Source organism: Saccharothrix lopnurensis (assembly GCF_042658445.1).
Taxonomy (GTDB): domain Bacteria; phylum Actinomycetota; class Actinomycetes; order Mycobacteriales; family Pseudonocardiaceae; genus Actinosynnema; species Actinosynnema lopnurensis.
This window is the reverse complement of record NZ_JBHSQO010000058.1, coordinates 1-25,043: the sequence shown is the minus strand read 5'-3', so window position 1 is coordinate 25,043 and position 25,043 is coordinate 1. Positions and strand designations below refer to the sequence as shown.

At 73.8% G+C, this 25,043-nt stretch carries 19 protein-coding genes; 7 read left to right on the top strand and 12 right to left on the bottom strand.

The genetic code is table 11. From position 1 onward, the window contains the following. Positions 1-10: 10 nt before the first annotated feature. Positions 11-1,156 (bottom strand): alkaline phosphatase PhoX, encoded by a 1,146-nt coding sequence (locus ACFP3R_RS33445; RefSeq protein ID WP_380642221.1) that lies wholly within the window; start codon positions 1,154-1,156, stop codon positions 11-13. A gap of 204 nt (positions 1,157-1,360) precedes the next feature. Between ACFP3R_RS33445 and ACFP3R_RS33440 the strand changes: the two genes are divergently transcribed. Further along, positions 1,361-2,677, top strand: a complete 1,317-nt coding sequence (locus ACFP3R_RS33440; protein WP_380642219.1) for an MFS transporter — start codon at positions 1,361-1,363, stop codon at positions 2,675-2,677. Positions 2,678-2,695: 18 nt separating this feature from the next. Here the strand turns inward: ACFP3R_RS33440 and ACFP3R_RS33435 are convergent, their stop codons facing one another. Further along, positions 2,696-3,733: an NAD(P)-dependent alcohol dehydrogenase gene (locus ACFP3R_RS33435; protein WP_380642217.1), complete on the bottom strand. Its 1,038-nt coding sequence runs from the start codon at positions 3,731-3,733 to the stop codon at positions 2,696-2,698. A 91-nt stretch (positions 3,734-3,824) separates the two neighbouring features. On the opposite strand from ACFP3R_RS33435, the gene ACFP3R_RS33430 reads away from it, so the two are divergent. Then, positions 3,825-4,424: a TetR/AcrR family transcriptional regulator gene (locus ACFP3R_RS33430; protein ID WP_380642215.1), complete on the top strand. Its 600-nt coding sequence runs from the start codon at positions 3,825-3,827 to the stop codon at positions 4,422-4,424. A gap of 109 nt (positions 4,425-4,533) precedes the next feature. Here the strand turns inward: ACFP3R_RS33430 and ACFP3R_RS33425 are convergent, their stop codons facing one another. Next, positions 4,534-7,377, bottom strand: coding sequence for an ATP-binding protein (locus ACFP3R_RS33425; RefSeq protein WP_380642213.1), 2,844 nt, complete (start codon positions 7,375-7,377; stop codon positions 4,534-4,536). Positions 7,378-7,591: 214 nt separating this feature from the next. Between ACFP3R_RS33425 and ACFP3R_RS33420 the strand changes: the two genes are divergently transcribed. Next, positions 7,592-9,142 (top strand): S8 family peptidase, encoded by a 1,551-nt coding sequence (locus tag ACFP3R_RS33420; RefSeq protein ID WP_380642211.1) that lies wholly within the window; start codon positions 7,592-7,594, stop codon positions 9,140-9,142. A 306-nt stretch (positions 9,143-9,448) separates the two neighbouring features. Here the strand turns inward: ACFP3R_RS33420 and ACFP3R_RS33415 are convergent, their stop codons facing one another. The 5 genes from ACFP3R_RS33415 to ACFP3R_RS33395 are packed head-to-tail and all read right to left on the bottom strand — an operon-like array spanning position 9,449 to position 15,529. Beyond that, complete coding sequence (locus ACFP3R_RS33415; RefSeq protein ID WP_380642209.1) at positions 9,449-9,937, bottom strand: DinB family protein; 489 nt, start codon at positions 9,935-9,937, stop codon at positions 9,449-9,451. Between the two features lie 49 nt (positions 9,938-9,986). After that, positions 9,987-10,409 carry a hypothetical protein gene (locus ACFP3R_RS33410; RefSeq protein WP_380642207.1) on the bottom strand — a complete coding sequence of 141 codons (423 nt, stop codon included), beginning with the start codon at positions 10,407-10,409 and terminating at the stop codon, positions 9,987-9,989. After that, on the bottom strand, positions 10,406-14,770 hold the full coding sequence (locus ACFP3R_RS33405; protein ID WP_380642206.1) for a DUF6531 domain-containing protein: 4,365 nt from the start codon (positions 14,768-14,770) through the stop codon (positions 10,406-10,408). The genes ACFP3R_RS33410 and ACFP3R_RS33405 overlap by 4 nt, the downstream gene beginning before the upstream one ends. After that, on the bottom strand, positions 14,767-15,075 hold the full coding sequence (locus ACFP3R_RS33400; RefSeq protein ID WP_380642204.1) for a type VII secretion target: 309 nt from the start codon (positions 15,073-15,075) through the stop codon (positions 14,767-14,769). Before ACFP3R_RS33400 ends, ACFP3R_RS33405 begins: the two co-directional genes overlap by 4 nt. A gap of 4 nt (positions 15,076-15,079) precedes the next feature. Then, a complete protein-coding gene (locus ACFP3R_RS33395) occupies positions 15,080-15,529 on the bottom strand; it encodes a YbaB/EbfC family nucleoid-associated protein (RefSeq protein WP_380642202.1) in 450 nt (149 codons plus the stop codon). A gap of 418 nt (positions 15,530-15,947) precedes the next feature. On the opposite strand from ACFP3R_RS33395, the gene ACFP3R_RS33390 reads away from it, so the two are divergent. After that, positions 15,948-17,420, top strand: coding sequence for a family 43 glycosylhydrolase (locus ACFP3R_RS33390; protein WP_380642200.1), 1,473 nt, complete (start codon positions 15,948-15,950; stop codon positions 17,418-17,420). A gap of 159 nt (positions 17,421-17,579) precedes the next feature. On the opposite strand, the gene ACFP3R_RS33385 is transcribed toward ACFP3R_RS33390, so the two are convergent. Together ACFP3R_RS33385 and ACFP3R_RS33380 are read right to left on the bottom strand one after the other, a co-directional pair. Continuing rightward, complete coding sequence (locus tag ACFP3R_RS33385; RefSeq protein WP_380642198.1) at positions 17,580-18,383, bottom strand: AAC(3) family N-acetyltransferase; 804 nt, start codon at positions 18,381-18,383, stop codon at positions 17,580-17,582. 491 nt (positions 18,384-18,874) lie between these two features. After that, complete coding sequence (locus ACFP3R_RS33380; RefSeq protein WP_380642196.1) at positions 18,875-19,267, bottom strand: SH3 domain-containing protein; 393 nt, start codon at positions 19,265-19,267, stop codon at positions 18,875-18,877. Positions 19,268-19,416: 149 nt separating this feature from the next. On the opposite strand from ACFP3R_RS33380, the gene ACFP3R_RS33375 reads away from it, so the two are divergent. Then, complete coding sequence (locus tag ACFP3R_RS33375; RefSeq protein WP_380642194.1) at positions 19,417-20,370, top strand: ArsR/SmtB family transcription factor; 954 nt, start codon at positions 19,417-19,419, stop codon at positions 20,368-20,370. A gap of 573 nt (positions 20,371-20,943) precedes the next feature. Continuing rightward, a complete protein-coding gene (locus ACFP3R_RS33370) occupies positions 20,944-21,606 on the top strand; it encodes a lytic polysaccharide monooxygenase auxiliary activity family 9 protein (protein ID WP_380642192.1) in 663 nt (220 codons plus the stop codon). A gap of 171 nt (positions 21,607-21,777) precedes the next feature. On the opposite strand, the gene ACFP3R_RS33365 is transcribed toward ACFP3R_RS33370, so the two are convergent. Further along, the gene (locus tag ACFP3R_RS33365) at positions 21,778-22,728 is read right to left on the bottom strand and encodes a helix-turn-helix transcriptional regulator (protein ID WP_380642190.1); all 951 of its coding nucleotides are present in this window, start codon (positions 22,726-22,728) and stop codon (positions 21,778-21,780) included. Between the two features lie 126 nt (positions 22,729-22,854). Between ACFP3R_RS33365 and ACFP3R_RS33360 the strand changes: the two genes are divergently transcribed. Then, on the top strand, positions 22,855-23,811 hold the full coding sequence (locus tag ACFP3R_RS33360) for an alpha/beta fold hydrolase (protein ID WP_380642188.1): 957 nt from the start codon (positions 22,855-22,857) through the stop codon (positions 23,809-23,811). Positions 23,812-23,818: 7 nt separating this feature from the next. Here ACFP3R_RS33360 and ACFP3R_RS33355 read toward each other — a convergent pair whose 3' ends face one another. Then, positions 23,819-24,796, bottom strand: coding sequence for a prenyltransferase/squalene oxidase repeat-containing protein (locus tag ACFP3R_RS33355; protein ID WP_380642186.1), 978 nt, complete (start codon positions 24,794-24,796; stop codon positions 23,819-23,821). Positions 24,797-25,043 lie beyond the last annotated feature (247 nt).

The window sequence follows — 25,043 nt, the reverse complement described above, 5'->3', positions numbered from 1 at the left end:
CGGGATCGTCTCACCGGGAGCCGCGGAAGGGGCCGGTGACCTCGTAGGTGATGCCACCGCCGCTGGAGCCGCGCTGGGAGGAGAAGTACAGCCGGTCGCCCGCGGGGTTGAAGGCGACCCCGCACAGTTCGGAGGAGCCCTGGCCGGCGACGCGGGCGAACGGCGCCACGACGTCGTCCGGCGTGATGACGCAGATCTCCATGTTGCCGCCGTCCTCGGCGACGTAGAGGTCACCGACCGGGGTGCCGGTGATGTTGTCCACGCCGGTCAGCGGCGGGGTGCCGGTGAGGTTGTCGTCGTAGGCGACGGCGATGGTGTTGTCGACCGCGTTGTAGGCCCAGACCCTGTTGTCGCCCTTGGTGGTGAAGAAGCAGGTGCCGTTGCGGTAGTAGCAGCCCTCACCGCCGTTGAAGACCTTCATGCCGGCGACCTGGCGGCGGGTGCGGGTGGGGCTGCCGTCGGGGTCGGGGACGGTGGCCCAGGACAGCGCGCCGCCGGTCTCCCTGAGCACCTGGAGGGTGCCGGAGGACAGGTCCCCCCAGGTGGTGGGGACGAAGCGGTAGAAGCCGCCGTTCGTCTCGTCCTCGGTCAGGTAGACCACCCTGCGGTCGGGGTCGCACGCGGCGGCTTCGTGCGTGAACCGGCCCATCGCGTCGTGGCGCACGGCGGGCTCGACCCCGAACGGGTCGGTCTCGAAGACGTAGCCGCGGTCGGTCTCCTCGCACGACAGCCAGGTGCGCCACGGCGTCGCGCCGCCGGCGCAGTTGCGGGTGGTGCCGGACAGGATGCCGTAGGCGCCGGTCACCGCCCCGGTGGCGGAGAACCTGATGGCGCTCGCGCCACCCGCACCGGTGCCCAGTTCGGCGTTGGAGACGTAGATCCAGCCGGTCCCGTCGGCGAAGCAGGCGCCGCCGTCCGGGGCGCCGTGCCAGGTGAAGCCCGTGCCGGGCACCACCCGTCCCGACCGGGCGATCACCCGGCTGGTGAAACCTTTGGGCAGCAGGACCCCGTTGGCGTCCGCGGCCTGCAACGCCCCGTACGGGCTGGGCCCGGTCCGCGCCGGGTACCCCACCGCCTCCGGCCACAGGGTGAACCCGAACGCGACCGACGTGCCCGCACCCACGACGGCCGTGCGCAGGAATGTGCGACGTTCCACGCTGTTCTCCTTCACCCGCAACGGTGTCGGTCCCCGTCGGCGGCACGGTTCCCGGTGGTCCGGGGATCGAGTGAAGCCGGCGCGGGTGAACGCGGCGGGCACCGGGGCGTGAACCCGAACGCAACGGTTGGCCAAGGTCGTCACGCGCCGGTCGTGCCGGGCATCATCGGCGGGAGCGGCGCCACCCGGAACGGAGAGGTCCCGATGTCCGAACCAGTCCACGAGGACACCACCGCGCGCGGTTCCGCGAGGACCCGGGAGGAGCGCCGGGTCCTCGCGAGCACCCTCGCCGGCACCACCGTCGAGTGGTACGACTTCTTCATCTACGCCCAGGCCGCGAGCCTGGTCTTCGCCCCGCTGTTCTTCACCCCGCTGGGCGAGGAGGCCGGCGGGCTCGCCGGGATCATCTCGCTGGCCACCATCGGCATCAGCTTCCTGTTCCGCCCGCTCGGCGCGGTCGTCGCCGGCCGGTTCGGCGACCGGCTCGGCCGCAAGAGGATGCTGGTCCTCACGCTGCTGCTGATGGGCGGGGCGACCGTGCTGATCGGCCTGCTGCCGACCTACGACCACATCGGGGTCGCGGCGCCGGTCCTGCTGGTGGTGCTGCGCATCGTGCAGGGCTTCTCGGCGGGCGGCGAGTGGGGTGGCGCGGCGCTGATGGCCGTCGAGCACGCGCCGACGCACAAGCGCGGCCTGTTCGGCGCCTACCCGCAGGTCGGCGTCCCGCTCGGGCTGATCCTGGCCACCGGCGTGCTGTGGCTGATCAGCACGCTCACCACCGACGCCCAGTTCCTGTCCTGGGGCTGGCGCATCCCGTTCCTGCTCTCCCTCCTGCTGATCGTCTGCGGTTACGCCATCCGGCGGATCGTCGAGGAGAGCCCGGTCTTCCGGGAGATGCTGACGCGCCGGGAGCACTCGTCGACCCCGCTGCGCGACCTGTTCCGCTCGCACACCCGCAACGTGGTCCTGACCGCGCTGATCTTCGTGGCGCAGAACGCCGCCGGCTACCTGCTCATCGCCTACTTCATCGGCTACGGCACGTCCCTGGGCATGTCCCGCCCCAGCGTGCTGGCCGCCACGGTCGCGGGCGCCGCCGGGTGGCTGGTCTTCACCCTGTGGAGCGGCGGGCTGTCCGACCGGATCGGCCGCGTGCGCACCTTCCAGATCGGCTACGCGGCGCTGTTCGCGTGGATGATCCCCCTGTTCCTGCTCATGCGGACCGCCGACCCCGTGCTGTTCGCGCTGGCGGTCGTCGTGCTGTCGTTCGGCCTGGGCCTGTCCTACGGGCCGATGTCGGCGCTCTACGCCGAGATGTTCCCGACCAGTGTCCGCTACTCCGGCGTCTCCATCGGCTACGCCCTGGGCGCCATCCTGGGCGGCGCGTTCGCCCCGACGATCGCGCAGGCGCTGGTGCGGTCGACCGGCACGGTCCTCTCGGTCGGCGTGTACGTCATGGCGCTGTCGGTGGTCTCGCTGGTGGCGGTGTCGCTGGTGCGCGAGACGCGGGGGGTGGACCTGTAGACCCCGGCAGGGGCCCGGTCAGCCCAGGTCGGACAGGTCGAGGACGAAGCGGTGGCGGACGTCGTTGCGGTCGAGGCGGTCGAGGGCGTCCGCCACCCGGGCCGACGGGAGGACCTCGACGTCGGCCGTGATGCCGCGGGCGGCGCAGAAGTCGAGCATGGCGGCGGTGGCGGGGAGGCCCCCGCTGCCCGCGGAGCTGAGCTTCTTGCGGCCGATGAGCAGGTCCATCGTCTCGACGGTGACGGTGCCGAGGTGACCGAGGTGGCTGAGCGTGCCGTCCACGGCGACCAGGCGCAGGTGGGGGCCGAGGTCGTGGGGGACGGGGATGGTGTCGATCAGCACGTCGAACCGGTCCCGGGCCGCGGCCATCCGGTCGGGGTCGGTGGAGACGACGAGGTCGTGGGCGCCCAACCGGGCCGCCTCGGTCGCGCGGTCCGCCGACCGACTGATGACCGAGACCTCGGCGCCGAGGGCCGCGGCGAACTTGACCGCGAGGTGGCCCAGCCCGCCCAGGCCGCTCACCGCCACGCGGGTGCCCGGTCCCACGCCGAGGGCGCGCAGCGGTTCCCACACGGTGATGCCGGCGCACATCAGGGGCGCCGCCGCGGCCGGGTCCAGCCCGGCGGGCAGGAGGTGGGCGAACCGGTCGCGCAGGACGTACTCGCGGGAGTACCCGCCCAGCGTCGTGGACCCGTCGTGGCGGTCGGCGCCGCCGTAGGTGAGGGTCGGGAACCCGCGGCAGAAGTTCTCCTGGCCCGCCGCGCACGCGGCGCACGTGCCGCAGGAGTCGACGATGTTGCCGACGGCGACGGGGTCGCCGACGCGGAAGCGGGTCACGTCCGGGCCGGTGTCGGTCACCACGCCGGTGAACTCGTGGCCCGGCACGAGCGGCTCCTCGCCGCGGTGGGCGCGGATGGCGTGCAGGTCGCTGTGGCAGACGCCGCAGTGGTCCACGCGCACCGCGATGTCGTCGCGGCGGAGGTCGCGCCGGGGGATCGTCACCCGGCGCAACCGGGTCGTGGGGCCGTGCGCCTGCCAGGCGGTGGTGGTCCTCATGGCACTCCTCAAACAGACTGTTCGGTCTGTTTGACGGTAGGCGAGCGGCCGTCGCAAAGCAAACCGACTGTTCTGTAGGTAGGCTTCGGTCGTGCCCGACGACCAGCAGTTGACGGCCCGCGGCGCGGCCACGCGCCGGCGCATCATCGACGTGGCCACCCGCGAGTTCGCCGAGCACGGCCTCGCCGGCGCCCGCATCGAACGCGTCGTGGCCTCGGCGCGCACCAACAAAGCCCAGCTCTACGCCTACTTCGGCAGCAAGGAGGGGCTGTTCGACGCCATCTTCTCCGGTTCCCTGGAGCGGATCGTCAACGTCGTCCCGATCGACGCCACCGACCTGGCGGACTGGGCCGTGCGCCTCTACGACGAGTACCTGCGGCGCCCCGACCTCATCCGGCTCGCCACCTGGGCCCGCCTGGAGCGGCGGCCCACCGGCCACCTCGTCGAGGACGCCGACCGCCTCGACGACGGCAAGCTGCGGGCCATCGCCGAGGCGCAGGCGGCGGGCCTGGTCCGCGCCGGCGACCCGTTCGACCTGATGGCCGTGGTCATCGCCATGTCGATGGCCTGGTCACCGGTCAGCAACGTCTACGCGGCCACCGCCGAGGAACCCGCCGCCGCCCACGACCGCCGCCGGGCCCTGCTGCGCGACAGCGTCCGCCGCGCCGTGGCGCCCGACCCGACCCCCTGACGGCTCGGCGCCCGCCGGTCCGACCGCACCGCGTGGACCAGCCCGTACCCGCTGCGGGCGTCAACGGCACCGGCGACGACGCCGGTCGGTGGTCCTGCCGCGTCCCGCACTACAGGCGCCGAGGCCCCGTCCCGTCCGCGGCGCCGTGGCCGTCGCGCAGGGCGGTGCGCGAGGTGATCCCCAGCTTGCGCATCGCCCGGGACACGTGGTTGTCCACCGTGCGCTGCGACAGGAACAGCGCCTCGGCGATCTGGCGGTTGGTCAGCCCCGAACCGACGAGGGCGGCCACCTCGTGCTCGCGCGGCGACAGGACCTGTCCGTAACCGCGCCGGCCGCGCCGCGCGCTGCCCCGGTAACCGCGCAACGCCCGTTCGCACCGCCGCACGTCGCGCGGCAGGCCGAGCCCGGTGAAGCCGGTGATCGCCGAGGTGACGCGTTCCGCCGCCGCCTCGCGGTCGCCCGCCTGCGCGCAGTGGCGGGCCGACGCCTCGGCGGCCGCGGCGGCGGTGTGCGGGCGGGGCAGGGCGGCGAAGCGGTGCGCGGCCTCGTGGAACCGGCGCGCGGCCTCCTCGTGCTCGCCCCGCGCGGCGGCCAGTTCGCCGCGGCACAGGTCCAGCCCGGCCGCGGCGAGCGGCGCGTCCCGGCCCGCGATGCCCTCGGCGTACTCGGCGGTGACGGCGACGGCGTCCGCGGCGCGGCGGGCCCGCAGGTGGGCGCGGACGAGGACGGGCGCCAGCTCGGCCGCCCACACCCAGTTGCCCTTGCGCCGGGACTTGGCCAGGGCGCGGTCGGCCTCGTGGCACGCCGCGGTCACCGCGCCCAGCACCAGGTGCGCCGCCGCCCGCCCGGCCATCGCCGAGGCCACCGCCGGCGCGTTGTCGGGCGCCGCGGCCAGCGCCGTGCCGAAGTGCCGGGCCGCCAGCGGCGCGTCGCCGCGGTCCAGCGCGAGCCTGCCCAGCGCCAGCCACCCGTCGACCGCGAGGAACGCCATGTCACCGGCCTGCTCGGTGAACCGGTGGACGTCGGCTTCGAGGCCGTCCCACCCGCCCGTGGCGGCGCGCAGCCGCAGCGCGGTGCCGTCGCTGAGCGCGGCCAGGTAGGGCACGTCGGAGTCGGCGGCCATGCGCGTGCCGCGGTCGAGGAACTCCCGGGCCCGGTCGTAGTGGCCGAGCCACGTCGCCGCGTCGGCGAGGTTGTGGTAGGTCCGGGTGAGCTGGCGGCGGACCCGCACCGAGGCGGCGTGCGCGGGCAGCGCGGCCACCGCGTCCCACGCGGCGGGGTCGGCGGTCTGGAGGAGGGTGGAGACGCGGTTCGCCCGCACGGCGGCCACCAGCTCCTCGTCACCGCTGTCGCCGATGACGCGCTCGGCCTCGCCCAGCCACCGCAGGTGCTCGGTCACGGGGGCGTCGCCGAAACCGGGCAGCGACAGCGCGGCCATGCCCCGGGCGGCCAGCGCGGGCCGCCGGCTCAGGTCGGGCACGGCCAGCTCGATCTCGGCGCGCCCCGCCGCGACCGAGCCGACCTGGTTGATCAACAGGATGCCCAGGTTGAGCCGCGCCTCGCCGCGGGCCGTGCGGCTCATCGCCCGGTCGGCCACCACCGCGCGCAGGCACCGGACCGTGCCGTCGTGCACGATGCTCTGGAGGGCCAGCTTGCTCAACCGCACGGCGAACGCGTCCTTCGCGTCGCGCGGCAGCTCGGGGTCGCCCAGGGCGTCCTCCAGCAGCCGCAGCGCCAGGGCGGTGTCGCCGACCAGGGCGGCGTGCTCCACCGCGGCGGCCGTCGAGTGCACCCACGCGTCCAGCTCGCCGGCGCGGCGGTGGTGGTGGGCGAGGCGGACCAGCGGCGGGTCGGGCAGCGCGGCCAGCGCGGCGGCGGCCCTGGCGTGCGAGGCCCGGCGCAGGGGACCGGGCAGCGGCGCGTAGACCGCCTGCCGGGCCAGCGGGTGGCGCAGCGCGTAGCGGCCCGGCGACACCTCGTGCAGCAGCCCGGCGCGCAGCCCGCTGACCAGCGCCTCCGCCGCGTCGGTCGCGGGCAGCCCGGCCACCGCGGTGATCACGTCCTCGGTCTCCGGCGCGTCGAGCACGGCCGCCGCCCGCACCACGCGGGCGACCCCGGGGCCGGCCCGGTCCAGGCGGTCGGCGAGGGTGTCGCGCAGCAGCAGCGGCACGGGTACCCGGTCGCCCGAGCCCGGCCGCAGCGAGTCGAGGTCGGCGGTGCCCTCGCGGATCTCGCGCAGCACCTCCTCCACCGCGAACGGGATGCCGGCCGTGCGGCGGTGCAGCTCGACGGCGAAGTTTTCGGGCACCTTCGGCACGCGCAGCAGCCCCGCGGCCAGCTCGCGCACGTGCGCGGGCGCCAGCGGGGCCAGCCCCAGGACGTGGTCGGCCAACCGCGTCGGCGGCAGGCGGTCCTCCCGGCGGCAGGTCAGCACGAGCGGCACCTCGCGCGGCGGGTGGGCCAGGTAGCGCAGCAGGTCGTGGGTGCCCTCGTCCGCCCAGTGCACGTCCTCCAGCACCAGCACCGCCGGTCCGGCCACCACGAGCAGGTCGCGCACCGCCCGGAACAGCCGGTGCCGCTCGGTGCCGGCGTCGGCCCTGGGCAGCGGGTCGGGCAGCAGCGGCGCGAGCTCCGGCAGCAGCGGGTGCAGCGCGCCGGTGATCGGCGGCAGCGCGGCGGCGAGCGGCACCTCGCGCAGGTGGCGCAGCGCGTCCACGACCGGCCCGTAGGGCAGGGGGGAGCGCAGCGGGTGGCAGCGCCCCAGCAGTACGGTCCGGCCCGCCGCGGCCGGGTGCCGGAGCAGCTCGCGCACCAGGCGCGTCTTGCCCACGCCCGCCTCGCCCTCGACCAGCACCACGGCGGGCGACCCGCGCACCGCCCGGACCAGCACGTCCAGCTCGGCGGCCCGGCCCACGAAGACGTCCGCGACGGGCGACGTCGTGTGGTGGGACATGCGAGCACCGTACCTCGCTCGGACGTGTCGTCACCACCACTCGCAGTAGTCACGGGTGGGCGTTTATTAGGTATACCCCCTCTTTGTCGCACGCATTGTCCGGGGAAGGGCGGGGGTGCATGTTCAGGTGGTCGCCGACCGCGGACCCCGACCGGGCCGAGTCGGCGGACCCCATCCCTGCACGACCGGCCACCAGGCCGGTTCCGGAGGAACCATGCACGTCACATCACGCTTCCTGGGCGTGGTCGCGGCGGCGGGCGTCACCGCCGCCCTCGTCACCGCCCCACCGGCCACCGCCCAGGTCTCGCCGAAGCTGCTCGCTCACCCGCCCGGCGCGACCGTGGTCACGGACCGTTACATCGTCGTCCTGGACGACACCACCGCCCGGACCGCGGTCCCCGACCTGGCGGCGCGCTACGCCGGGAAGGTCAACCGGATCTACGACTCGGCGCTGCGCGGGTTCTCGGTCGAGCTGGACGCCCGGCAGGCCGCCCGGCTGGCCCGGGACCCGGCCGTGCGCCACGTCGAACCGGTCGTCGTGGGCCGGGCCTCGGACACCCAGCAGAACCCGCCGTCCTGGGGCCTGGACCGGGTGGACCAGCGGTCCCTGCCGCTGAGCAACTCCTACACCTACAACACCACCGCCTCGAACGTCACCGCCTACGTCGTGGACAGCGGCATCCGGATGACCCACCAGTCGTTCGGCGGCCGGGCCAAGAGCGGCTACGACTTCGTCGACGACGACACCGACGCGAGCGACTGCCTCGGCCACGGCACGCACGTGGCCGGCACCATCGGCGGTTCGGCGTACGGCGTGGCCAAGGGCGTCAAGCTGGTGTCGGTGCGGGTGCTGGACTGCAACGACAGCGCCACCACCGAGGACACCCTGGCCGGGATCGACTGGGTCACCCGCAACGCGGTCAAGCCCGCCGTGGCCAACTTCAGCCTCTACTTCGGCAGCTCCGCGCCCAGCGTGGAGAACGCGATCAAGAGCTCCATCTCCTCCGGCGTGGTGTGGACGCTGTCGGGCAACAACCAGGGCACCGACGCCTGCCGGACCTCGCCCGCGAAGCTGCCCGAGGCCATCACCGTCGGCAACACCACCACCACCGACGCCCGCAGCTCCACCTCCAACTACGGCTCGTGCCTGGACATCTGGGCGCCCGGCACGAACATCGTCTCGGCGAGCCACCAGAACGACACCGGCACCCGCACCATGACCGGCACGTCCATGGCCGCGCCGCACGTCGCCGGGGCCGCCGCCCTGCACCTCGCGGGCAACCCCTCCGCGAGCGCCCAGCAGGTCCGCGACGCCCTGGTGGGGCAGGCCAGCGCGGTCACCATCGGCGACGCCGGGCCCGGCTCGCCGAACAGGCTGCTCAACACCCTCGGCGGCGGCACCACCCCGCCCCCGGTCTGCGGCCCCTTCACCAACCCCGCCGACGTCGCGATCCCCGACGCCGGCGCGGCGGTGACCAGCCCCCTGTCGGTCACGAACTGCCGGGGCAACGCGCCCGCCACGACGAAGGTCGACGTCGACATCCGCCACACCTGGCGCGGTGACCTCGTCGTCGACCTGGTGGCGCCCGACGGCACGGTCTACCCGCTCAAGCCGCGCAACGACAACGACAGCGCCGACAACGTCATCGCCACCTACACCGTCGACGCCTCCGCCGAACCCGCCAACGGCACGTGGCAGCTGCGGGCGCGGGACGTGGTCCGCAACGACACCGGCACCATCAACTCGTGGAGCCTGACCTTCTGATCCCCTCCCGCCCGACCTGATCCCCTCCCGCCCGACGGCGCGGCCCGGTCACCGCCGGCGCCGCGCCGCCGGACGGGGGTCGTCCACGCGGCCCGTGGACCCGGGCGGCGCGCTCGGCCCGCCGGACCGCCACGACCGCTGACCACCACGGCGACCAGCACCCCGATCGCGGCGACGACCACGACCAGCGCCGGCACCCGCCGGCGCGCCCCCCTCGGTCGGGCAGTCCGCTGTGGGGCCCGGGAAGTCCCGTCACCGACCGCCTCGACCGCGCCGGGAACCCGTCCGAACGGCCGGCAGCGGCCGTCAGCGACCCGGCGTCGCGGCCCTGAGCAGGCGCAACTGCCCGATCTCGGTCACGTTCTTCATCAGCTCGGCGTTCACCCAGGCCGCGGTGTGCCCGACCGTGCGGTCCGGCCACGGGAAGGTGGACGGCGCGGACAGGTCCAGGGTCGGCAGCAGCTCCACCCACTCGTCGCGCAGGCCGCGCAGCCACTCCACCACCCGGTCCGGACCGGGCCAGGTGATCTCCACCCGGTCGCGCGGGGTGCGCTCCCGCGCGTGGTCGATCGCGACCGACCACCACCAGCCCAGGTGCCAGGAGACCCAGGCGATGGTGGGCACGGGCACCGGGTCGGGCTCGGTGTCGGCCCAGTCCGGCACCCCGTCCCGGACCGTCCACACCGAGCCGGTCGGTTCCCACAGGTGGTCCCCGGGCACCAGCCGTTCCAGGTGGTACTCGAACAGGGCCCAGGTCAGGTCGAACTGCCAGCGGAGCAGGTCGTGGTCGGACATGCGGTGGAGTGTGCCCGGCCGCGCGGCGGGTCCCACACGCACATCGGGTTCAGCCGCCGGTCGGCAGCGCCTCGTCCGGGTGGTCGAGGGGGAGGCTGAGCGACAACCCGGACGTCGAGGTCGCGATCAGGGTCGACGACTCGACCGCCAGCTCCCCGAACGGGTTGGACTCGGACAGGTAGCAGACCCAGACCAGCGAGCGGTCCTCGGCCAGCCGGGCGAAGAAGCCCTCCGAGCCGTGCGAGCCCTCGCCGGCGCACGCGTAGCCGCCGGGAACGCTGATCTCCCTGGTGATGTCGATCGAGGTCAGCCACTCGGGGTCCTCGGCCAGCAGCTCGCCCAGGTCGAACGCCTCGACGAGGCGCAGCCCCGCACCCGCGACCTCGACCGCGTACGAGCGGCCGTCGGCGAAGTAGAGGCCGTCCTCGATGGGCAGGCGCGCCGCCGACCAGAGGGTGGTGATCTCGCTCATCCGCGTCTCCTCCGCCGTCCTCCGCCGCAGCCCGGGGGCAGGGAGGCCGGTCGTTCGCTCAATCCGGTGTTGGGGACCGGCTCGCCGTTGAGCCTGTTGCGCGGGTCGCGGAAGCGTTCCTGGAACTTCTCGGCCCACGTCTTGCCGGTCGTCGAGTCGGGGTGCGGGGCGTTGGGGTCGACCCGCTGGACACCGACCGGCACGCCCGCCTCCCGCGCGGCGTCGAGGCGGCGGTTGTCGTAGCTGACCAGCTGCCCGTCGATCTCCATGACGTGCACCGGCGACCGGTCCCAGTCCCACTGGCCGTTGCGCATCGCGTCCGCGTACTCGTTCTGGGTGATGCTGCGCTGGGAGAAGTTGATGTCGTGGGGATCGAGGAACTCGATGTCCCTGGTCTCGGTGAGGCCGAGCGCGTCGCTCCACCCGGTGGGGTTGTGCACGTACCCGTGCGGCGACGGCCCGCCGAACAGCCCCAGCGGGTCGGGGCTGGTGTAGCGGGCGGCGAGCGGGTCGTAGTAGCGCAGGTAGTTGTAGTGCAGCCCGGTTTCGGCGTCGTGGTACTGGCCGGGGAACCGCAGCGGCGTGTCCGCGGTGCCGGTGCGGGCACCCGCGGGCAGGCCCCACAGCGTCGACTCCCGCCGCCAGGCGGGCACCCCGCGTTCGTCGACCAGTTCCGTGGGCGTGCCGACGATGTCGGTGACGATGGCGTAGAACTGCCGGTCGACCCACTCCTGGCCGACGCGCGACCGCTCGGTCTGGGTGAGCGGCCGGAAGCTGTCCGGGGCGAACTCCCAGGTCGTGCCGTGCCCGGCGGAGTGGGTCTGCTCGGCGAGGACCGAGCCGTCCCAGGCGAAGTCGACCCGCTCGGCCACCGATCCGTCGGGCGCGAGGCGCAGCTTGGCGATGCGGCGGCCCAGCGGGTCGTACCGGTAGGACCACCGCGTGCCGTCCGGGGTGGTCACCGCGACGAGGCGGTCATCGGCGTCCCACCGGTAGTGCCACGTGTCGGGCTTGCGGGACAACCGCTTGCGCTGCCGCAGCACGACGCGGCCCTGCGCGTCGTGCTCGTAGCGCGCGTCGCCCGAGGTGCGCACCAGGGTGCCCTCGTGCGTGGAGTCGGGCGTGGTGACGTTGCCCGCCGCGTCGTAGGCGTACCGCTCCCGCCACCCCGGTCCCTCGACGCCGGTGACCCGCCCGAGGGGGTCGACGCGGTAGCCGCGCGACGGGCCGGCCGAGTCGTGGACCGCGGTGAGGTTGTCGTCCGCCTGGTACTCGTACCGGCGGTGCGCCACCTCGTGGCCGCCGGCGAGCAGCACCTGCCCGGTCAGCCGGTGGTTGGTGTCCCACGCCTGGGCGAGGACCAGGTTGCCCGTCGACCGGCTGACCTCGTGGCCCGCCGCGTCGTGGTCGAACGCCACGACCCGGCTGCCCGCGGTGAGCCGGGTCGGCCGGGAGTTCCCGTCGTACTCCCAGGAGGTGGTGGCGCCGGTCGGGGTCCGCCTGCGCACGCGCCGACCGACCGCGTCGTACGCCGAGGCGACGGTGCGCCCGTTGACGGTCTCGGCCAGCACCCGGCCCAGCGGGTCCCGGGTGTAGGACAGCTCCGCGTCGCCGTTGCGGGCGCGGGTGATCCGGCCGAGCTCGTCGTACTCGACGGTGGTCACCGCGTCGCCGCACCGCCGCTCGACGATGTTGCCCAGGGCGTCGCGGGTGAACGTGGCCGTCTGCCCCGCACCGTTGACCCGTTCGACGAGCCGGCCCGCCGCGTCGTGCCGGTAGGTCAGCACGCGGCCGTTGAAGTCGGTCTCCCGGACCAGGTTGCCCGCCGCGTCGTACTCGTAGCGCCAGACCAGGCCCTGGGCGGTGGTGACCGAGGTCAGCCGCAGGGTGCGGTCGTAGCCGAACTCGAACCGGCTCCCGTCGGGGCGGATCTCGACCGAGGGCAGGTTGAAGTGCGTGGTGGCGACCCTGCGCACCCGGCCGAGGGGGTCGACGTGCTCGACCTCGTTGCCCTCGGCGTCGTAGCGCCACCACTCGGTGGCCCCGTCGGGACGGGTGCGGGCCAGCGGTCTGCCCTCGACGGTCCAGGCGTACTCGGTGCGCCCGCCGAGCGGGTCGACCACCGCGGCGGCGCGGCCGAACGCGTCGCGGACGTACCGGGTCGTCGCGCCCGTGGCGTCGGTGACCGCGACCGGGATGCCCGCGTCGTCGGTCTCGATGCGCCGCACCGCGCCGAGGGCGTCGGTGACCGCGCGCCGGTGGCCGCGGTCGTCGTAGGCGTAGCTGGTGACCGCCCCCGCCGGGTCGGTCTCGGCCAGCAGGTTGCCGCGCTCGTCGAAGACCTGCCGCCACACCCCGCCGTCGGGGGCGACGAACGTGGTGACCAGGCCGTGCTCGTCGTACCCGGCGATGGCCTGGGTGCCGTCGGGCCGGGTGGTGGTGGTCAGGTCGCCCGCCTCGTCGTAGGCGAAGCGGGTGGTGTGCCCGAGCTCGTCCGTGCGGGCGACCAACCGGTTGAACTCGTCCCACTCCTGGGTGACGGTGTGGCCCAGGGGGTCGGTCCTGGCGGTCAGGCGTCGCCGGTCGTCGAACCGGTACGTCGTGGTCGCGCCGAGCGCGTCGGTGAACCTGGTCGTGCCCTCCTCGTACTCGAACGCGCCGTCGAGGAACCCGCCCGAGCCCTCGTTGCCGACGCACCGGCCCCGCGCGTCGTAGTGGTAGCGGTACCACTCGCCGTTGCGGTCGGTCCACTGCGTGATGCGGCCCGCGTGGTCGTAGTCGAACCGCATCGGCCTGCCGGAGGAGTTGACCACCTCGGTCAGCTCGTCGCCGTCGTAGCGGAACCCGGCGACCACGACGTCGGCGCCGCGCAGCCGCAGTTCGGTCACCAGACCCCGGTCGCTGCGCACGTCGACGTGGTAACCGCCGCTGTGCCGCACCGCGGTGACCGTGCCCGCCGCGTCGCGGTCGAACTCGATCCGGTTGTCGTTGCGGTCGGTCACCGCCGCCAGCGGGCCCTCCGCGCCGAACCACAGCGTGCGGCCGGTGCCGCGCTGGGTGATCGCGTAGCCGTCGCCGACGCGCGACAGCGGCCACCGGGCTCCCACCTCGGGCAGCACGGGCTGCCCGGCGGGCTCCGGGTAGACCAGCACCACGCCGTCCTCGGCCAGGAACAGCACACCGCGCGCGTCGAACTCCAGCCGCTGGTCCAGCGTGGACGCCCAGGACGGCCCGAACGAGCGGCCCGCGCGGTAGGACGAGACGTGGGTCCGGCCCAGCACCAGCGGCAGCACGCCCGGCAGGTCGAGGTCGGTGTGGGCGAGGACCATCTCGCCGCTGACGACGTCGATCGGGTCGTTCTCGCACACCCGGTCCGGTTCGGGCGTCCTGGTGTCGTTCGGGTCCGCGGGCCGGTGCGGGCTGGTGTCGGGGGAGGTCCCGCTCGGGGACGTCGTCCCGGAGGGCGAGGTGACGCCTGAGGGGGACGTGCCGTCGGGGGTGGTGCCGGAGGGCGTGGTGGGCGCGTCGGCGTCGCGGATCGTCGGGACGTCGGTCCTGGGGGTGCTCGGGGCGCTGGAGGGAGTGGTGGTGCCGGGTCCTCCGGGTCCGTCGGCTTTGCGGCCGAGTTTGCCGAGCTTCTCCATGATCTCGCCGAGTTTGTCCAGGACCTGGCGGATGCGCGGGGTGACGTTGCCGATGGTCTTGACCAGCTTGCGGACCAGGTCGGAGATGCGGTTGCAGACCCGGGCGATGGTGGAGGTGGCCTGGGCGACGATGAGCGGGGTGGCCAGGCCGAGGGTGGCGACGGCCTCCAGGGCCCAGGTGATGAGCTTGCCGACGACTTCGGCGACGAGGTCGCGGATGATCTCGCGGACGGCGGCGACGACCTCGCCCATGACCATCACCCCGACGCCGATGCCCTCGGCGAGGGTGGCGGCGCCGGCGATGGCGGCGGCGGTCTGGGCGGCGTGGCCGCGGTAGGTGTCGGCGGCGGCGCCCTGCCAGCCGGGGGCGTCCTGCTGCCCCAGTTCGCCGGCGATGCGGCCGACCTCGGCGGCGACGTTGCCCCAGGTCTCGCTGAAGGAGCGGATCACCGGCGGGTCCCCGGCGAACCAGTCCAGCGCCTCCTTGAGCGGCTGGACGTGCTCGATGAGCCAGCCGACGCCGTAGGAGGCCACGGTGCCGACGGGGTCGATCACCATCGACAGCACTTCCAGCCCGACGCCGACGCCGCCGAGCCCGGCCTCGACCCAGCTGCCGTCGGAGATACCGCTCGCCAGGCCCTGCGCCGACTCGGCGATACCGATACCGGTCAGCGCGGTGGTGTCGCTCTGCGGCGCGGCGATCAACGGGTTGCTCACCGGTGCAACCCGTCCATCCGCGCCGACTCGTCGGTCTCGCGCTGGTCGTAGGCGCGCGAGGTGTCGCGCAGGCCCGCCGCGTTGTCGGCCACCGTCTCCGCCGCCTTGACCAGCGCCTCCACGCCCATGTCCTCGAAGGGCTGCAACAGCATCGCGAAGGGTTGGCAGACCACGCCGTAGGCGGAGTCGTTCATCGCCACCGTCCGCGCCGCGTCCGCCGCCGCGCGCAACCGCTCCGACAACCCCTCCACCCGTCCCGCCAACGCGCCGATCTCACCCGTCAGGGCCTGGTAACCGCCGGTCATCACATCACCCCAGGTAGCTCTCGCCGCTGAAATCACCGTCGTCGTCCCCGCGCGGGCGACGCGGCGGTCCGGGCGGCGGGGACTCCGGCTCGACCGGCGGGAAGTTGCGCTCCGCGGTGGCCACGATGTGCCGCCCCGACTCGGTCCCGCCCACGGTCTGGTCCACGATCCGCGCCAACTCCGCCGGGTAGGCGGCCTGCGCCGCGCGCATCGCCTCCATCACCGCCGCCGCGACCTGCTCCGGCCGCAACCGCGACACGCCCTCGGTCATGACCACCGCGCTCGGGATCCCGTTCGAACCGACGGTCACGCTCACCGCCCCGCCCGCCGCCGAGCGGGTGATCGAGATCCGCTCGACCTCCTGCCGCATCGCCTCGTACCGTGCCGCCTTCTCCTGCGCGTTGCGCTCCCAGTCGTCCACCAGGCGCTGCACGTTCGCCAACGGATCGGTCATCGGTTCCCCCTCCGGTGACGGTCAAGACCGCGCCACGCTACTGCGACTGGGACGACCGCGGAGGCGAGTACGTTCCCAAGATGACCGGTTCGGGCGAACCGCTTGACCCGAACCGCCGCACTCGCCGCACACGGCGCGGGACCGCCAACGCCCGCCCGCCCCGTGGCGGCCACCGGTAGGAGAGGTGACCGGTGACGCCTTCGGGCCCGATCTGTTAACGCTAACAGCATCGATCCTCAGATAGGGGGGAAGGCTGAGGAGGCGTACCTTGACATGATCGTGGCCTGTGTCACACACTGGTTGGGCATCTGATGTTAACGCAAACATCTTCGGTTCCCCGAGCGGGGCATCCCCTCCACCGAGGAGATCGACACCGGTCCGGTCCGACCCTCCCACCCCCTGTCACCGGGAGCGCGCAATGCCGTCAGCACACCGCGGGAGGCGGCTCCTGCCGCTCGTCGCCGCCCTCCTCACCGCCCTGTCCCCGACCACGGCGGTCCAGCCCCGGGCCGAGGCCGCGCCCGGTCCGTCGTTCACCAACCCGGTCGTGCCCGCGCCCAACAGCGCGGACCCGACGCTGGTGCAGCACAACGGCAACTACTACTACGTCGCCACGACGTGGAGCTCCGACATCCTGATGCGCCGGTCCTCCACGATCGCCGGCCTGCGCGGCGCGCCCGAGACGCGGATCTTCACCGCGACGCAGAACGAGGGCTGCTGCACCATGTGGGCCCCGCACCTGGAGCAGATCAACAACCGCTGGTACGTCTACTACTCGGTGGAACCCCGCTCCGGCTACGGTCAGCGCCGCACCCACGTGCTGGAGAGCGCCGCCAACGACCCGGCGGGCCCCTACACCTACCGCGGTGTGCTCGACCTGATGCCCGGCAACGGCTGGGCCATCGACGGCGCGGTGCTCAAGCTCAACGGCGCCCTGTACTTCCACTACTCGGCCTTCCACACCGACGGGCTCCAGTCGATCTACATCGCGCCGATGAGCTCCCCGACCGCGGTGTCCGCCCGCGGCACCCGGATCTCGGCGCCGACGCTGGCCTGGGAGCGGCAGGGCCAGCCGGTCAACGAGGGCTCGTTCGCCCTCCAGCGCAACGACCGCACGTTCCTGACCTACTCGGCCAGCTACTGCGGCACCGCGGACTACAAGCTGGGCACGCTGGAGTACCGCGGCGGCGACCCGCTGGCGGTCTCGTCCTGGTACAAGTTCCCGAACCCGATCTTCCAGCGCAACGACGCCAACGGCGTGTTCGGTCCCGGCCACCACTCGTTCTTCACCTCGCCGGACGGCACGGAGACCTGGATCGCCTACCACGCCAACTCCTCGGCCTCGCAGGGCTGCGGCACCACCCGCACCACCCGCGTGCAGAAGGTCTCGTGGAACGCCGACGGCACGCCCAACCTCGGTGTCCCGGTCCCCACCTCGACCGTCCTGCCGGGCCCCTCGGGCGAGAGCGGCGGGTCGACCACGCGGGTGCGCGTCCGCAACCAGCACAGCGGCCTGTGCCTGGACGACTACGAGTTCGGCACCGCGCCCGGTGCGGAGGTCCGGCAGTGGACGTGCAACGGGGCCACCGTGCAGGACTGGTACCTGGCCCCGACCGGCGACGGCTACCACACCCTGACCAACGGCCACAGCGGTCTGTGCCTGGACAACAAGGACTGGGGCACCGCGGCAGGTTCGGTCGTGCAGCAGTGGACCTGCAACGGGCTGGCCGTGCAGCAGTGGCGGCTGACCACCACCAGCGGCACCACCACCCTGGTCAACCGGCACAGCGGCCTGTGCCTGGACGACTACGACTTCGCCACCGAGCCCGGCGCCGAGGTCCGGCAGTGGACCTGCACCGGGCAGGCCAACCAGCGGTGGCTGGTCGGCTGACCGCCGGGTAGGCGGTGGCCCACGTCCGCGACGCGCTCTACCTCGCCTGCCGGCGCGGGGCCGGCTGTACCGGGCCGACATCAGGCGGCGAGGCTCGGGAGGACAACCCCGCCCGCCCCCCTGTGCTCGCTCATCCCCGTCCGCTCACCCCCCGTCCGCTCACCCCTGCCCGGCGCGGTGCTCGGCCAGCCAGACCTCGGCGTACGCGACGGCCTCGGCCAGCGGGAACAACCGCGTGCCCGCCGCACCCACCCGGCCGTGGTGGACCGGCCGCTCCCCGACGAACGCCGCGCCCAGCTCCGCGAAGTCGTCGCCGTCGACGGCGACGTCGCGGACGGTCGTCCAGACCCGACCGCGCGGTGTCGTGATCGCGAAGGAGTTGTCGGCCCTCTGCGGAACCGGGAGGCGGTACTCGGCCAGGTGGAATGCGGTGCAGGAGTCGAAGCCGACGCCCAGCAGCAGGACCCGCGCCCCCAGCGCCTCCAGTCGCGCGAGCGGACTGCGCTCACCGAGTTGGCTGTCCAGGGCGTGGTCCGCCACCACCTCGGCGGCGCGCGGCCCGATCGCGGTGAACGAGGTCTGCGGGTGGGCGCTGCGCAGCGCCCCCGGCCAGGTCCGCACCACCTCGGGGACCACGCCCATGCCGTTCGACGGGGTCGTGCGTGGGTCGTAGGGCGGCATCGAGGCGCGGATGTCGGCCCACCACGACTCGGGCACGGGCGGGTTCCGCCACCGCGCCGGGTCGGAGTTGTCGCCGCACTGCGTGGGCACCACCAGCGTCCCGTCCGGGCCCAGGACGCCGAGCAGCGCCGACACGACGGCCCCGGCCCCGCCGCAGACCCAGCCGAGCGAGCTCAACGAGGAGTGCACGAGGACGGTGTCACCGGCGCGCAGGCCCGCCTCGCCGAGTTGGGCGGCGAGGGAGTCCCGCGTGCACAGGGGGCCGGTGAGTGGTTTCGACACCGCCGCAGGATAGGGACCGCCACGTCCGACCCGCCACGGCATTTCGGCCGCCGCCTTTCCCCGGGGTTCTCCTGGGCGCCGAGGTCGAGGGGAACGTGCGGCACCGACAGCGGCAGTGGCACCGGCAGCGGCACCGGCCGCTGCGACACCGATACCGACACCGGCCGCTGCCGCTGCCACTACCTCAGCGCGGCGGCGAAGCGCTTGTGGCCGTGGTCGCTGCCGGCCGGGCCCGCCGGGTTGGTCGGCAGCGGCCACCCGAGCCACCTCGTCGGCCACCCGCGCCAGCCACCCGGGCCACCCGGGCCACCCGCGCCAGCCCCCCGAGCCACCCGGGCCACCCGCGTCGGACACCGAGCCCCCGAGCCACCCCCGTCGGCCGCCTCCCCAGGCCACCCCGAGTCCGGTTCGGACACCGGCCATCGGTGACCCAGGCGCGAGCCGGACGCCGCGGCCGTAGAGCCGCGGCGTCCGGTCGTGCTCCCGGTGCGTCAGTTCGGGCAGGCGTAGTTGCTGCCGTTGCCCGGCAGCAGGTCGTCGCGGACCCAGCCCCGCCTGTTGGTGGTGACGTTCCGCAGGTAGGTCCACGTGGCGCCGTCGTTCCCGAGCGTCCAGCAGTGGTAGTCCAGCTGGTTGGAGGGCTCGACGGTGCCGACCGCCGTGCAGGACGTCGACGAGCCGGTGCGGATGCGCGCACCGGAGGTGCCGCCCGTCGTCGCCGAGATCGGGTCCGAGTTCGGCGGCACCACCGAGCTGTTGCAGGCGTAGTGCCGGGTCGCCACGTCGTCGCCCCCGGTCGGCCCCGCTTGCGCCGGAGCCGCGAGCAGCACCCCCGGCAGCGCCATTCCCGCGACCGCCGCCGCCAGCCTCAACGTTCCCCTCATGTCGTCCCCCTCTTTCGGTGTTCCTGTCGGTGTTTCCCCAGGCAGAAGCGACTGTCCTCCCGACGGGTGAACTTCACAAGAGTGTTGCGCCAGGGCGAAAAAGTCCGGTCATCATGTCCCCAGGGGACTTCAACCAGGGGGGAAAAACCTTGCTGCGCATCCATTTCACGATCGACGACCTCGTGCGCACGACCGTCGCGCCGACCGCCGACCCGCTGTGGGAGGTGGTGCTCGCCGGCGACCGCTTGCGCGACCACGTTCAGCCACGGGTATTCCACGACTGGGTGAACGCGGTGCGGAAGCGGCTCGACCGCCGCGACCCGGCGCCGCGCCTGCTGCACGTGCTGGCGCCGGTGTCGGACCTGCTCACGCCACCGGAGTCGGCCGACGGGCTGGAGGCGGGGCTGGCGGCGCTGCGCGCGACCCCGCCGCACCGGCTGGCGGCGGAGCTGGGGCGCCTGGGACCGCTGCCGGCGTGGGTCGACCCGCTGCTGGGCGGGCCGAGGGGCCCGGCCGTGCTCGCGGACGTGGTGCGGCACCTGTACTCGGTGCTCGTCGAGCCGCACGCCGAGGTGGTCCGGGAGAGCGTCAACGCCGACCGCGCCCGCCGCGCCCGCGACCTCGTGGACGCCGGCGTGCCGGGCCTGCTCGCGGGTCTGCGCCCGCACGCCCGGTGGGACGGCTCCGTGCTGGAGGTCGACTCCCCGCAGGACCGGGACCTGCACCCGCGCGGCCGGGGGCTGCGCCTGGTGCCCTCGTACTTCGCCCGCCGGCCGGGCACGCCCGCCGACCCCGACCTGCCGCCGGTGCTCGTGTACCCCATCTCGGACGCCGACCGGTGGACCGGGGCCGCGCCGGGCGGGCTGGACGAGCTGCTCGGCCCGACCCGCAGCGCCGTGCTGGAGTGCGCCCGCACCGGCGCGGGCACCACCGAGCTGGCCCGCCGCGTCGGCACGTCGCCCGCGTCGGTGAGCCGGCACACCGGGGTGCTGCGCGGCGCCGGCCTGATCCGGACGACCAGGCACGGCACGCGGACCGTGCACTCGCTGACCACGCTGGGGGAGGCCCTGGTGACCGGACGCGTGCCGGCGGCCGGGGGGTGAGCGCGGTGGCGGTGGACCGCGGTCGGGCGCCACCGCCGCGCACCGCCGCGCGGTCAGGGCCACGCGCACCCCTGGCCGACCACCGCGCGTGCCCCGCCGCCACCTCCGGCGAAGACCGGTCCGGGGGCACCCGCGGCGACAGGCCGCGGCCCCGCCGCCCGCGCGCACCCGGCCGCCCGCCACCTGCCCGGCGACACGGCGCGGGCCGCCGCCGACGTGGTCCGGTAGGCGGGCTCCGCCGCCGCTGGTCGTGGGAAGCGGTCGCGGGGCCGGACGGTCGACCCGCTCACCGCCGAACGGCTCATCCCCGTGCGGCGGGCCCGGTGCCGGCCGTGCTCCCGACCGAGCCGATCCTGCCGGGGGTGGCCGCCGCCTCGCGCTGTCGTGCTCTCATCGGCGCAGGTCAGCGCACGGATGGAGGGGAGGTCGCCGCCCAGGTTGGTGTACCGGTCGCGAGCTTGCCCAAAGTTTCGTTGAAGTTTCGCTGAGTGACGTATACGCTACTGCTTGTTTCTGGGAGCGCTCCCATATCGATCACCGCCGCTCAATCACTCCAAGAGTGGAGGCTCAACCATGCGTATGCGCAGTACCTCCGGGTCCGCCAACCGTCGGCGGGGCATCATCGCGTTGGTCATCGGCATGCTGGCCACCATGTTCGTCTGGACCCCGACGGCCTCGGCGCACGGCACGATCGTCGGCCCCGCCACCCGTGCCTACCAGTGTTGGCAGAGTTGGGGCAGCCAGCACACGAACCCGGCCATGCAGCAGCAGGACCCCATGTGCTACCAGGCGTTCCAGTCCAACGCCGACACCATGTGGAACTGGATGAGCGCGCTGCGGGACGGGCTCGGCGGCAACTTCCAGGGCGCGACCCCCAACGGGCAGCTCTGCAGCAACAACCTCTCGCGCAACAGTGCCCTGAACAACCCCGGCAAGTGGCGGACCACCAGCGTCGGCAGCAACTTCCAGGTGCACCTGTACGACCAGGCCAGCCACGGTGCCGACTACTTCCGGGTCTACGTCAGCAAGAACAGCTACGACCCCAGCACCCAGCGGCTCGGGTGGGGCGACCTCGACCTGGTCACCACGACCGGTCGTTACGCCCCGGCGAAGGACATCAAGTTCAACGTCCAGACCAACGGCTCCTACCGGGGTCACCACGTCGTGTTCACCATCTGGCAGGCTTCGCACCTGGACCAGGCTTACATGTGGTGCAGTGACGTGAACTTCGGCTGACCAGCCGGCTGAACCGAAGAACTGTGCAGTGCCCAGCCCGGCGCCGGCGGTATCGGCGTCGGGCCGGGCTTTTCTCCACCGGTGACGTCCCCGGGGTGCTCTGGACGCCCGCCGAGGGCGCCGGTCCCTGACGCCGAACACGCCGTGGGGACGACCGACGACGGGCCGGTCTCAGCCGTACCGTTCGACGAGTGCGCTGCCGATCGAGGCCAGGTGGTCCCGCACACCCGCGGGTCCGGTCACCTCCAGCCACTCGACCAGCCCGGCGAGCTCGCCGGCGAGCGCGTACTCGTTGTAGCCGCGGATCACGACCTCGACGCGGCCGTCGGTCGTGGGACCCCCGATCTCAAGCCGGTCGCCGAGCACCATCCGGAGCCGGGCCGTCCCGTCGGGCGCGCAGGTCGCCCGGACCTCCAGGGGCGTCCGCCTGCGGTCGACCTCGTCGGCGATCTCGCGCCAGCTCTCGGCGAGGTCGAAGTCGTCGGGTCGGCGCACGGGGTCGCCGGTCGGTTCGGCGGACGACACGCGGTCGACCCGGAAGGTCCGCCGGCCGGCGTCGGTGTCGCAGACGAGGTACCACGACGGGCCCTTGGCGACGATGCCCAGCGGGTGCACGGTCCTCCCGGTCTCGGCGCCGTTGCCGTCGACGTAGCCGAGCCGCACCTGCACGCCGCGGATCACCGCGTCCTGGAGCTCGTCGAGGAAGCGGGGCGGCGGCCGGTGCCGGACCCGGTCCGACCCCCACCGCTGCGGGTCCACGACCAACGACGACGCCGCCGCCTCGGCCTGCGCCCGAAAAGGTTCCGGCAGGGCGCGGACGAGCTTGCGCAGCGCCGCTTTCACGGCCGGCGCCGCGGCCGAGGCCGGGCCGGCGACCAGGAACAGGGCGCGGGCCTCACCCGCGGTCAACCCGGACAGGTCGGTGCGGGCGCCGCCCACGAGGCGCCAGCCGCCGCCCCGGCCCTGGATGGAGTACACGGGCACCCCGGCCACGGCCAGGGCGTCGAAGTCGCGGCGGGCGGTGCGCTCGGACACCTCCAGCTCCCGGGCGACCTCCGCCGCGGTCAGCTGCTCGCGCTGTTGCAGCAGCAGGAGGAGGGCCATCAGCCGGTCGGCTCGCACACCGGCAACACTCCCACGGAAAACCGGTCACGGGGTGACCTGTTTCGGTCGGCACCATGGCGACCCGACCGCATCGGCCGCCGGCCGCGCCGACGCCGACGCCGACGAACCACAGGGAGAAACGCGATGTCCGATCCGACCGACTTCCCCGAACCCACCACGGTTTCCGTCAACGGTGTGGAGCTGGAGGTCTTCGAAGCGGGCCGGGAGAACGCGAAGCCCATCGTGCTCTGCCACGGCTGGCCGGAGCACGCCTTCTCCTGGCGCCACCAGGTGCCGGCCCTGGCCGCGGCGGGCTACCACGTCATCGTCCCGAACCAGCGGGGCTACGGCAACTCGTCCCGCCCGGCCGAGGTGACGGCCTACGACATCGAGCACCTGTCGGGTGACCTCGTCGCACTCCTCGACCACCACGGCTACGAGGACGCCACCTTCGTCGGCCACGACTGGGGCGCGTTCGTCGTCTGGGGCCTGGCCCTGCTGCACCCGGACCGGGTGAACGGCGTGGTGGCGCTGAGCCTGCCCTACCAGGAGCGCGGAGAGGTGCCCTGGATCGACTCCATGGAGGCCGTGCTCGGCCCCGACTTCTACTTCGTCCACTTCAACCGGCAGCCGGGCGTCGCGGACGCCGTGCTCGACGAGCACACGGCCCAGTTCCTGCGCAACGCGTTCCGGAAGGACGAGCCCTCGAAACCGCCTCGGCCCGGTATGGCGATGATCGACCTCGCCAGGGCGGAAACACCCCTCGGCGAGCCCGTCATGAGCGAGGACGAACTGGCCGTCTTCGTCTCCGCCTTCGCCTCGACGGGCTTCACGAGCAGCATCAACTGGTACCGGAACCTCGACCGCAACTGGCGCCTGCTGGCCGACGTCGACCCGGTCGTCCGGCAGCCCGCACTCATGATCTACGGCGACCGCGACACGATCCCGAGGTCCGAACGACTGGCGGAGTTCGTGCCCGACGTGGAGGTGACCGGTCTGGACTGCGGTCACTGGATCCAGCAGGAGAAGCCGGACGAGACGAACCGGGCGATCCTGACGTGGCTGGACCAGCGGGCCGCCGCCCGCCCGGCGACCCGCTGAACGCGCCTCAGGACCGCGAGTCCCACCAGTCGAGCACCCGCGTCCCGGACAGGGTGAGCCACTTCGACGGCTCACCCGCCGGCACGTCGACCTCGAACCACACCCGGCCGGGGTGGCGGCGGGCCTGGAGCCAGGTGCCGTCCGGTTGCCGCGCGGCGCGCACGAGCCCGATCGCGTCGGCCATGCGCGGGTCGGGGGGAGTGCCGTCGAGCAGTGCGGCCTCGCGGAAGTGGTCGGCCGCGTTGAGCACGCTGTAGAACCAGCGGAACGGGTAGGCGAAGCGGTCCACCCACGGCGCGACCGGCTCGCCCGTGGACAGGCGGAGGAAGAGGCCGCGCCGCAGCAGGTACTCCTCACCGGCGCGGCGGGCGGCGCGGGTGGCGTCCGTGCCGCCGGTCGCGACCTCGTGGGCGAGCAACCCCTTGAGCGAGTTGAGGGTCGAGTGGAACGAGGAGCGCGTCGAGCCCTCGACCCACTCGCAGTTCCAGCCCCCGTCGGACAGCCGGTGCTCCACGAACCAGTCGACGACGCCGGTGACGTCCGCCCCGAGCCACACCCCGTTCGCGACGGTCCACGCGTTGATGCAGCAGTCGACCTCACCGCCCCAGTACGGCAGGTCGTCGTACTCCCAGCGGCTGTTCTCGGCGAGCAGCTCGACCGTGCGGCGCCCGCGCAGCACCTCGGCGTCCACACCCCACTCGCGCAACGCGTTCAGCGCCCACGTCGTCGCCGTCCACGGCTGGCCCGCGCCCTCCGCCGCTTCGGGACCGTTGAAGTCGAAGCCGGTGGGGAAGAACGCGCCGCCCGCCCACTGGCCGTCCGGGTCCTGGAGCGCGAGGAGGCGGGCGCCGAAGCCCTCGGTGGCGACCCTCACCCGCGTCGCCCCCCACACCTCCGGCGGCTCGCCGAGGAGGTCGCGCTCCACCTGCCAGCGCAGCGCCGGGTCGGAGTCGAGCAGCCAGGTGGTCGAGGCCGTGGTCACCATGGGGTGCGACGGTAGTCGACCGGTTCCCGGGCGGTGGCCGGAATGCCCTCGGTCGGCGCTGCTGTGCGCCCTGAGGAACCTCCACCGGTCCTGGCGCAGGTGGCTGAGGCGGCACTCGCGTGTGCCCGAGCCGGCGGCTCGGGCACACGCGAGCGGTTCGCGGGTGAAGGTCATCCCGCGTAGTGCACGTCCGGCCACGGTGGGGTGGTCATGCCGTTGCCGATGTGGAAGGAGGGGTGTGGGGGTT

Excerpts from the sequence above, each read along its gene's own strand:
- ACFP3R_RS33440 (WP_380642219.1), top strand. The coding sequence starts at position 1,361 with ATGTCCGAACCAGTCCACGAGGACACCACCGCGCGCGGTTCCGCGAGG.
- ACFP3R_RS33435 (WP_380642217.1), bottom strand. The coding sequence starts at position 3,733 with ATGAGGACCACCACCGCCTGGCAGGCGCACGGCCCCACGACCCGGTTG.
- ACFP3R_RS33425 (WP_380642213.1), bottom strand. The coding sequence starts at position 7,377 with ATGTCCCACCACACGACGTCGCCCGTCGCGGACGTCTTCGTGGGCCGG.
- ACFP3R_RS33420 (WP_380642211.1), top strand. The coding sequence starts at position 7,592 with ATGCACGTCACATCACGCTTCCTGGGCGTGGTCGCGGCGGCGGGCGTC.
- ACFP3R_RS33415 (WP_380642209.1), bottom strand. The coding sequence starts at position 9,937 with ATGTCCGACCACGACCTGCTCCGCTGGCAGTTCGACCTGACCTGGGCC.
- ACFP3R_RS33410 (WP_380642207.1), bottom strand. The coding sequence starts at position 10,409 with ATGAGCGAGATCACCACCCTCTGGTCGGCGGCGCGCCTGCCCATCGAG.
- ACFP3R_RS33400 (WP_380642204.1), bottom strand. The coding sequence starts at position 15,075 with ATGACCGGCGGTTACCAGGCCCTGACGGGTGAGATCGGCGCGTTGGCG.
- ACFP3R_RS33395 (WP_380642202.1), bottom strand. The coding sequence starts at position 15,529 with ATGACCGATCCGTTGGCGAACGTGCAGCGCCTGGTGGACGACTGGGAG.
- ACFP3R_RS33390 (WP_380642200.1), top strand. The coding sequence starts at position 15,948 with ATGCCGTCAGCACACCGCGGGAGGCGGCTCCTGCCGCTCGTCGCCGCC.
- ACFP3R_RS33380 (WP_380642196.1), bottom strand. The coding sequence starts at position 19,267 with ATGAGGGGAACGTTGAGGCTGGCGGCGGCGGTCGCGGGAATGGCGCTG.
- ACFP3R_RS33370 (WP_380642192.1), top strand. The coding sequence starts at position 20,944 with ATGCGTATGCGCAGTACCTCCGGGTCCGCCAACCGTCGGCGGGGCATC.
- ACFP3R_RS33360 (WP_380642188.1), top strand. The coding sequence starts at position 22,855 with ATGTCCGATCCGACCGACTTCCCCGAACCCACCACGGTTTCCGTCAAC.
- ACFP3R_RS33355 (WP_380642186.1), bottom strand. The coding sequence starts at position 24,796 with ATGGTGACCACGGCCTCGACCACCTGGCTGCTCGACTCCGACCCGGCG.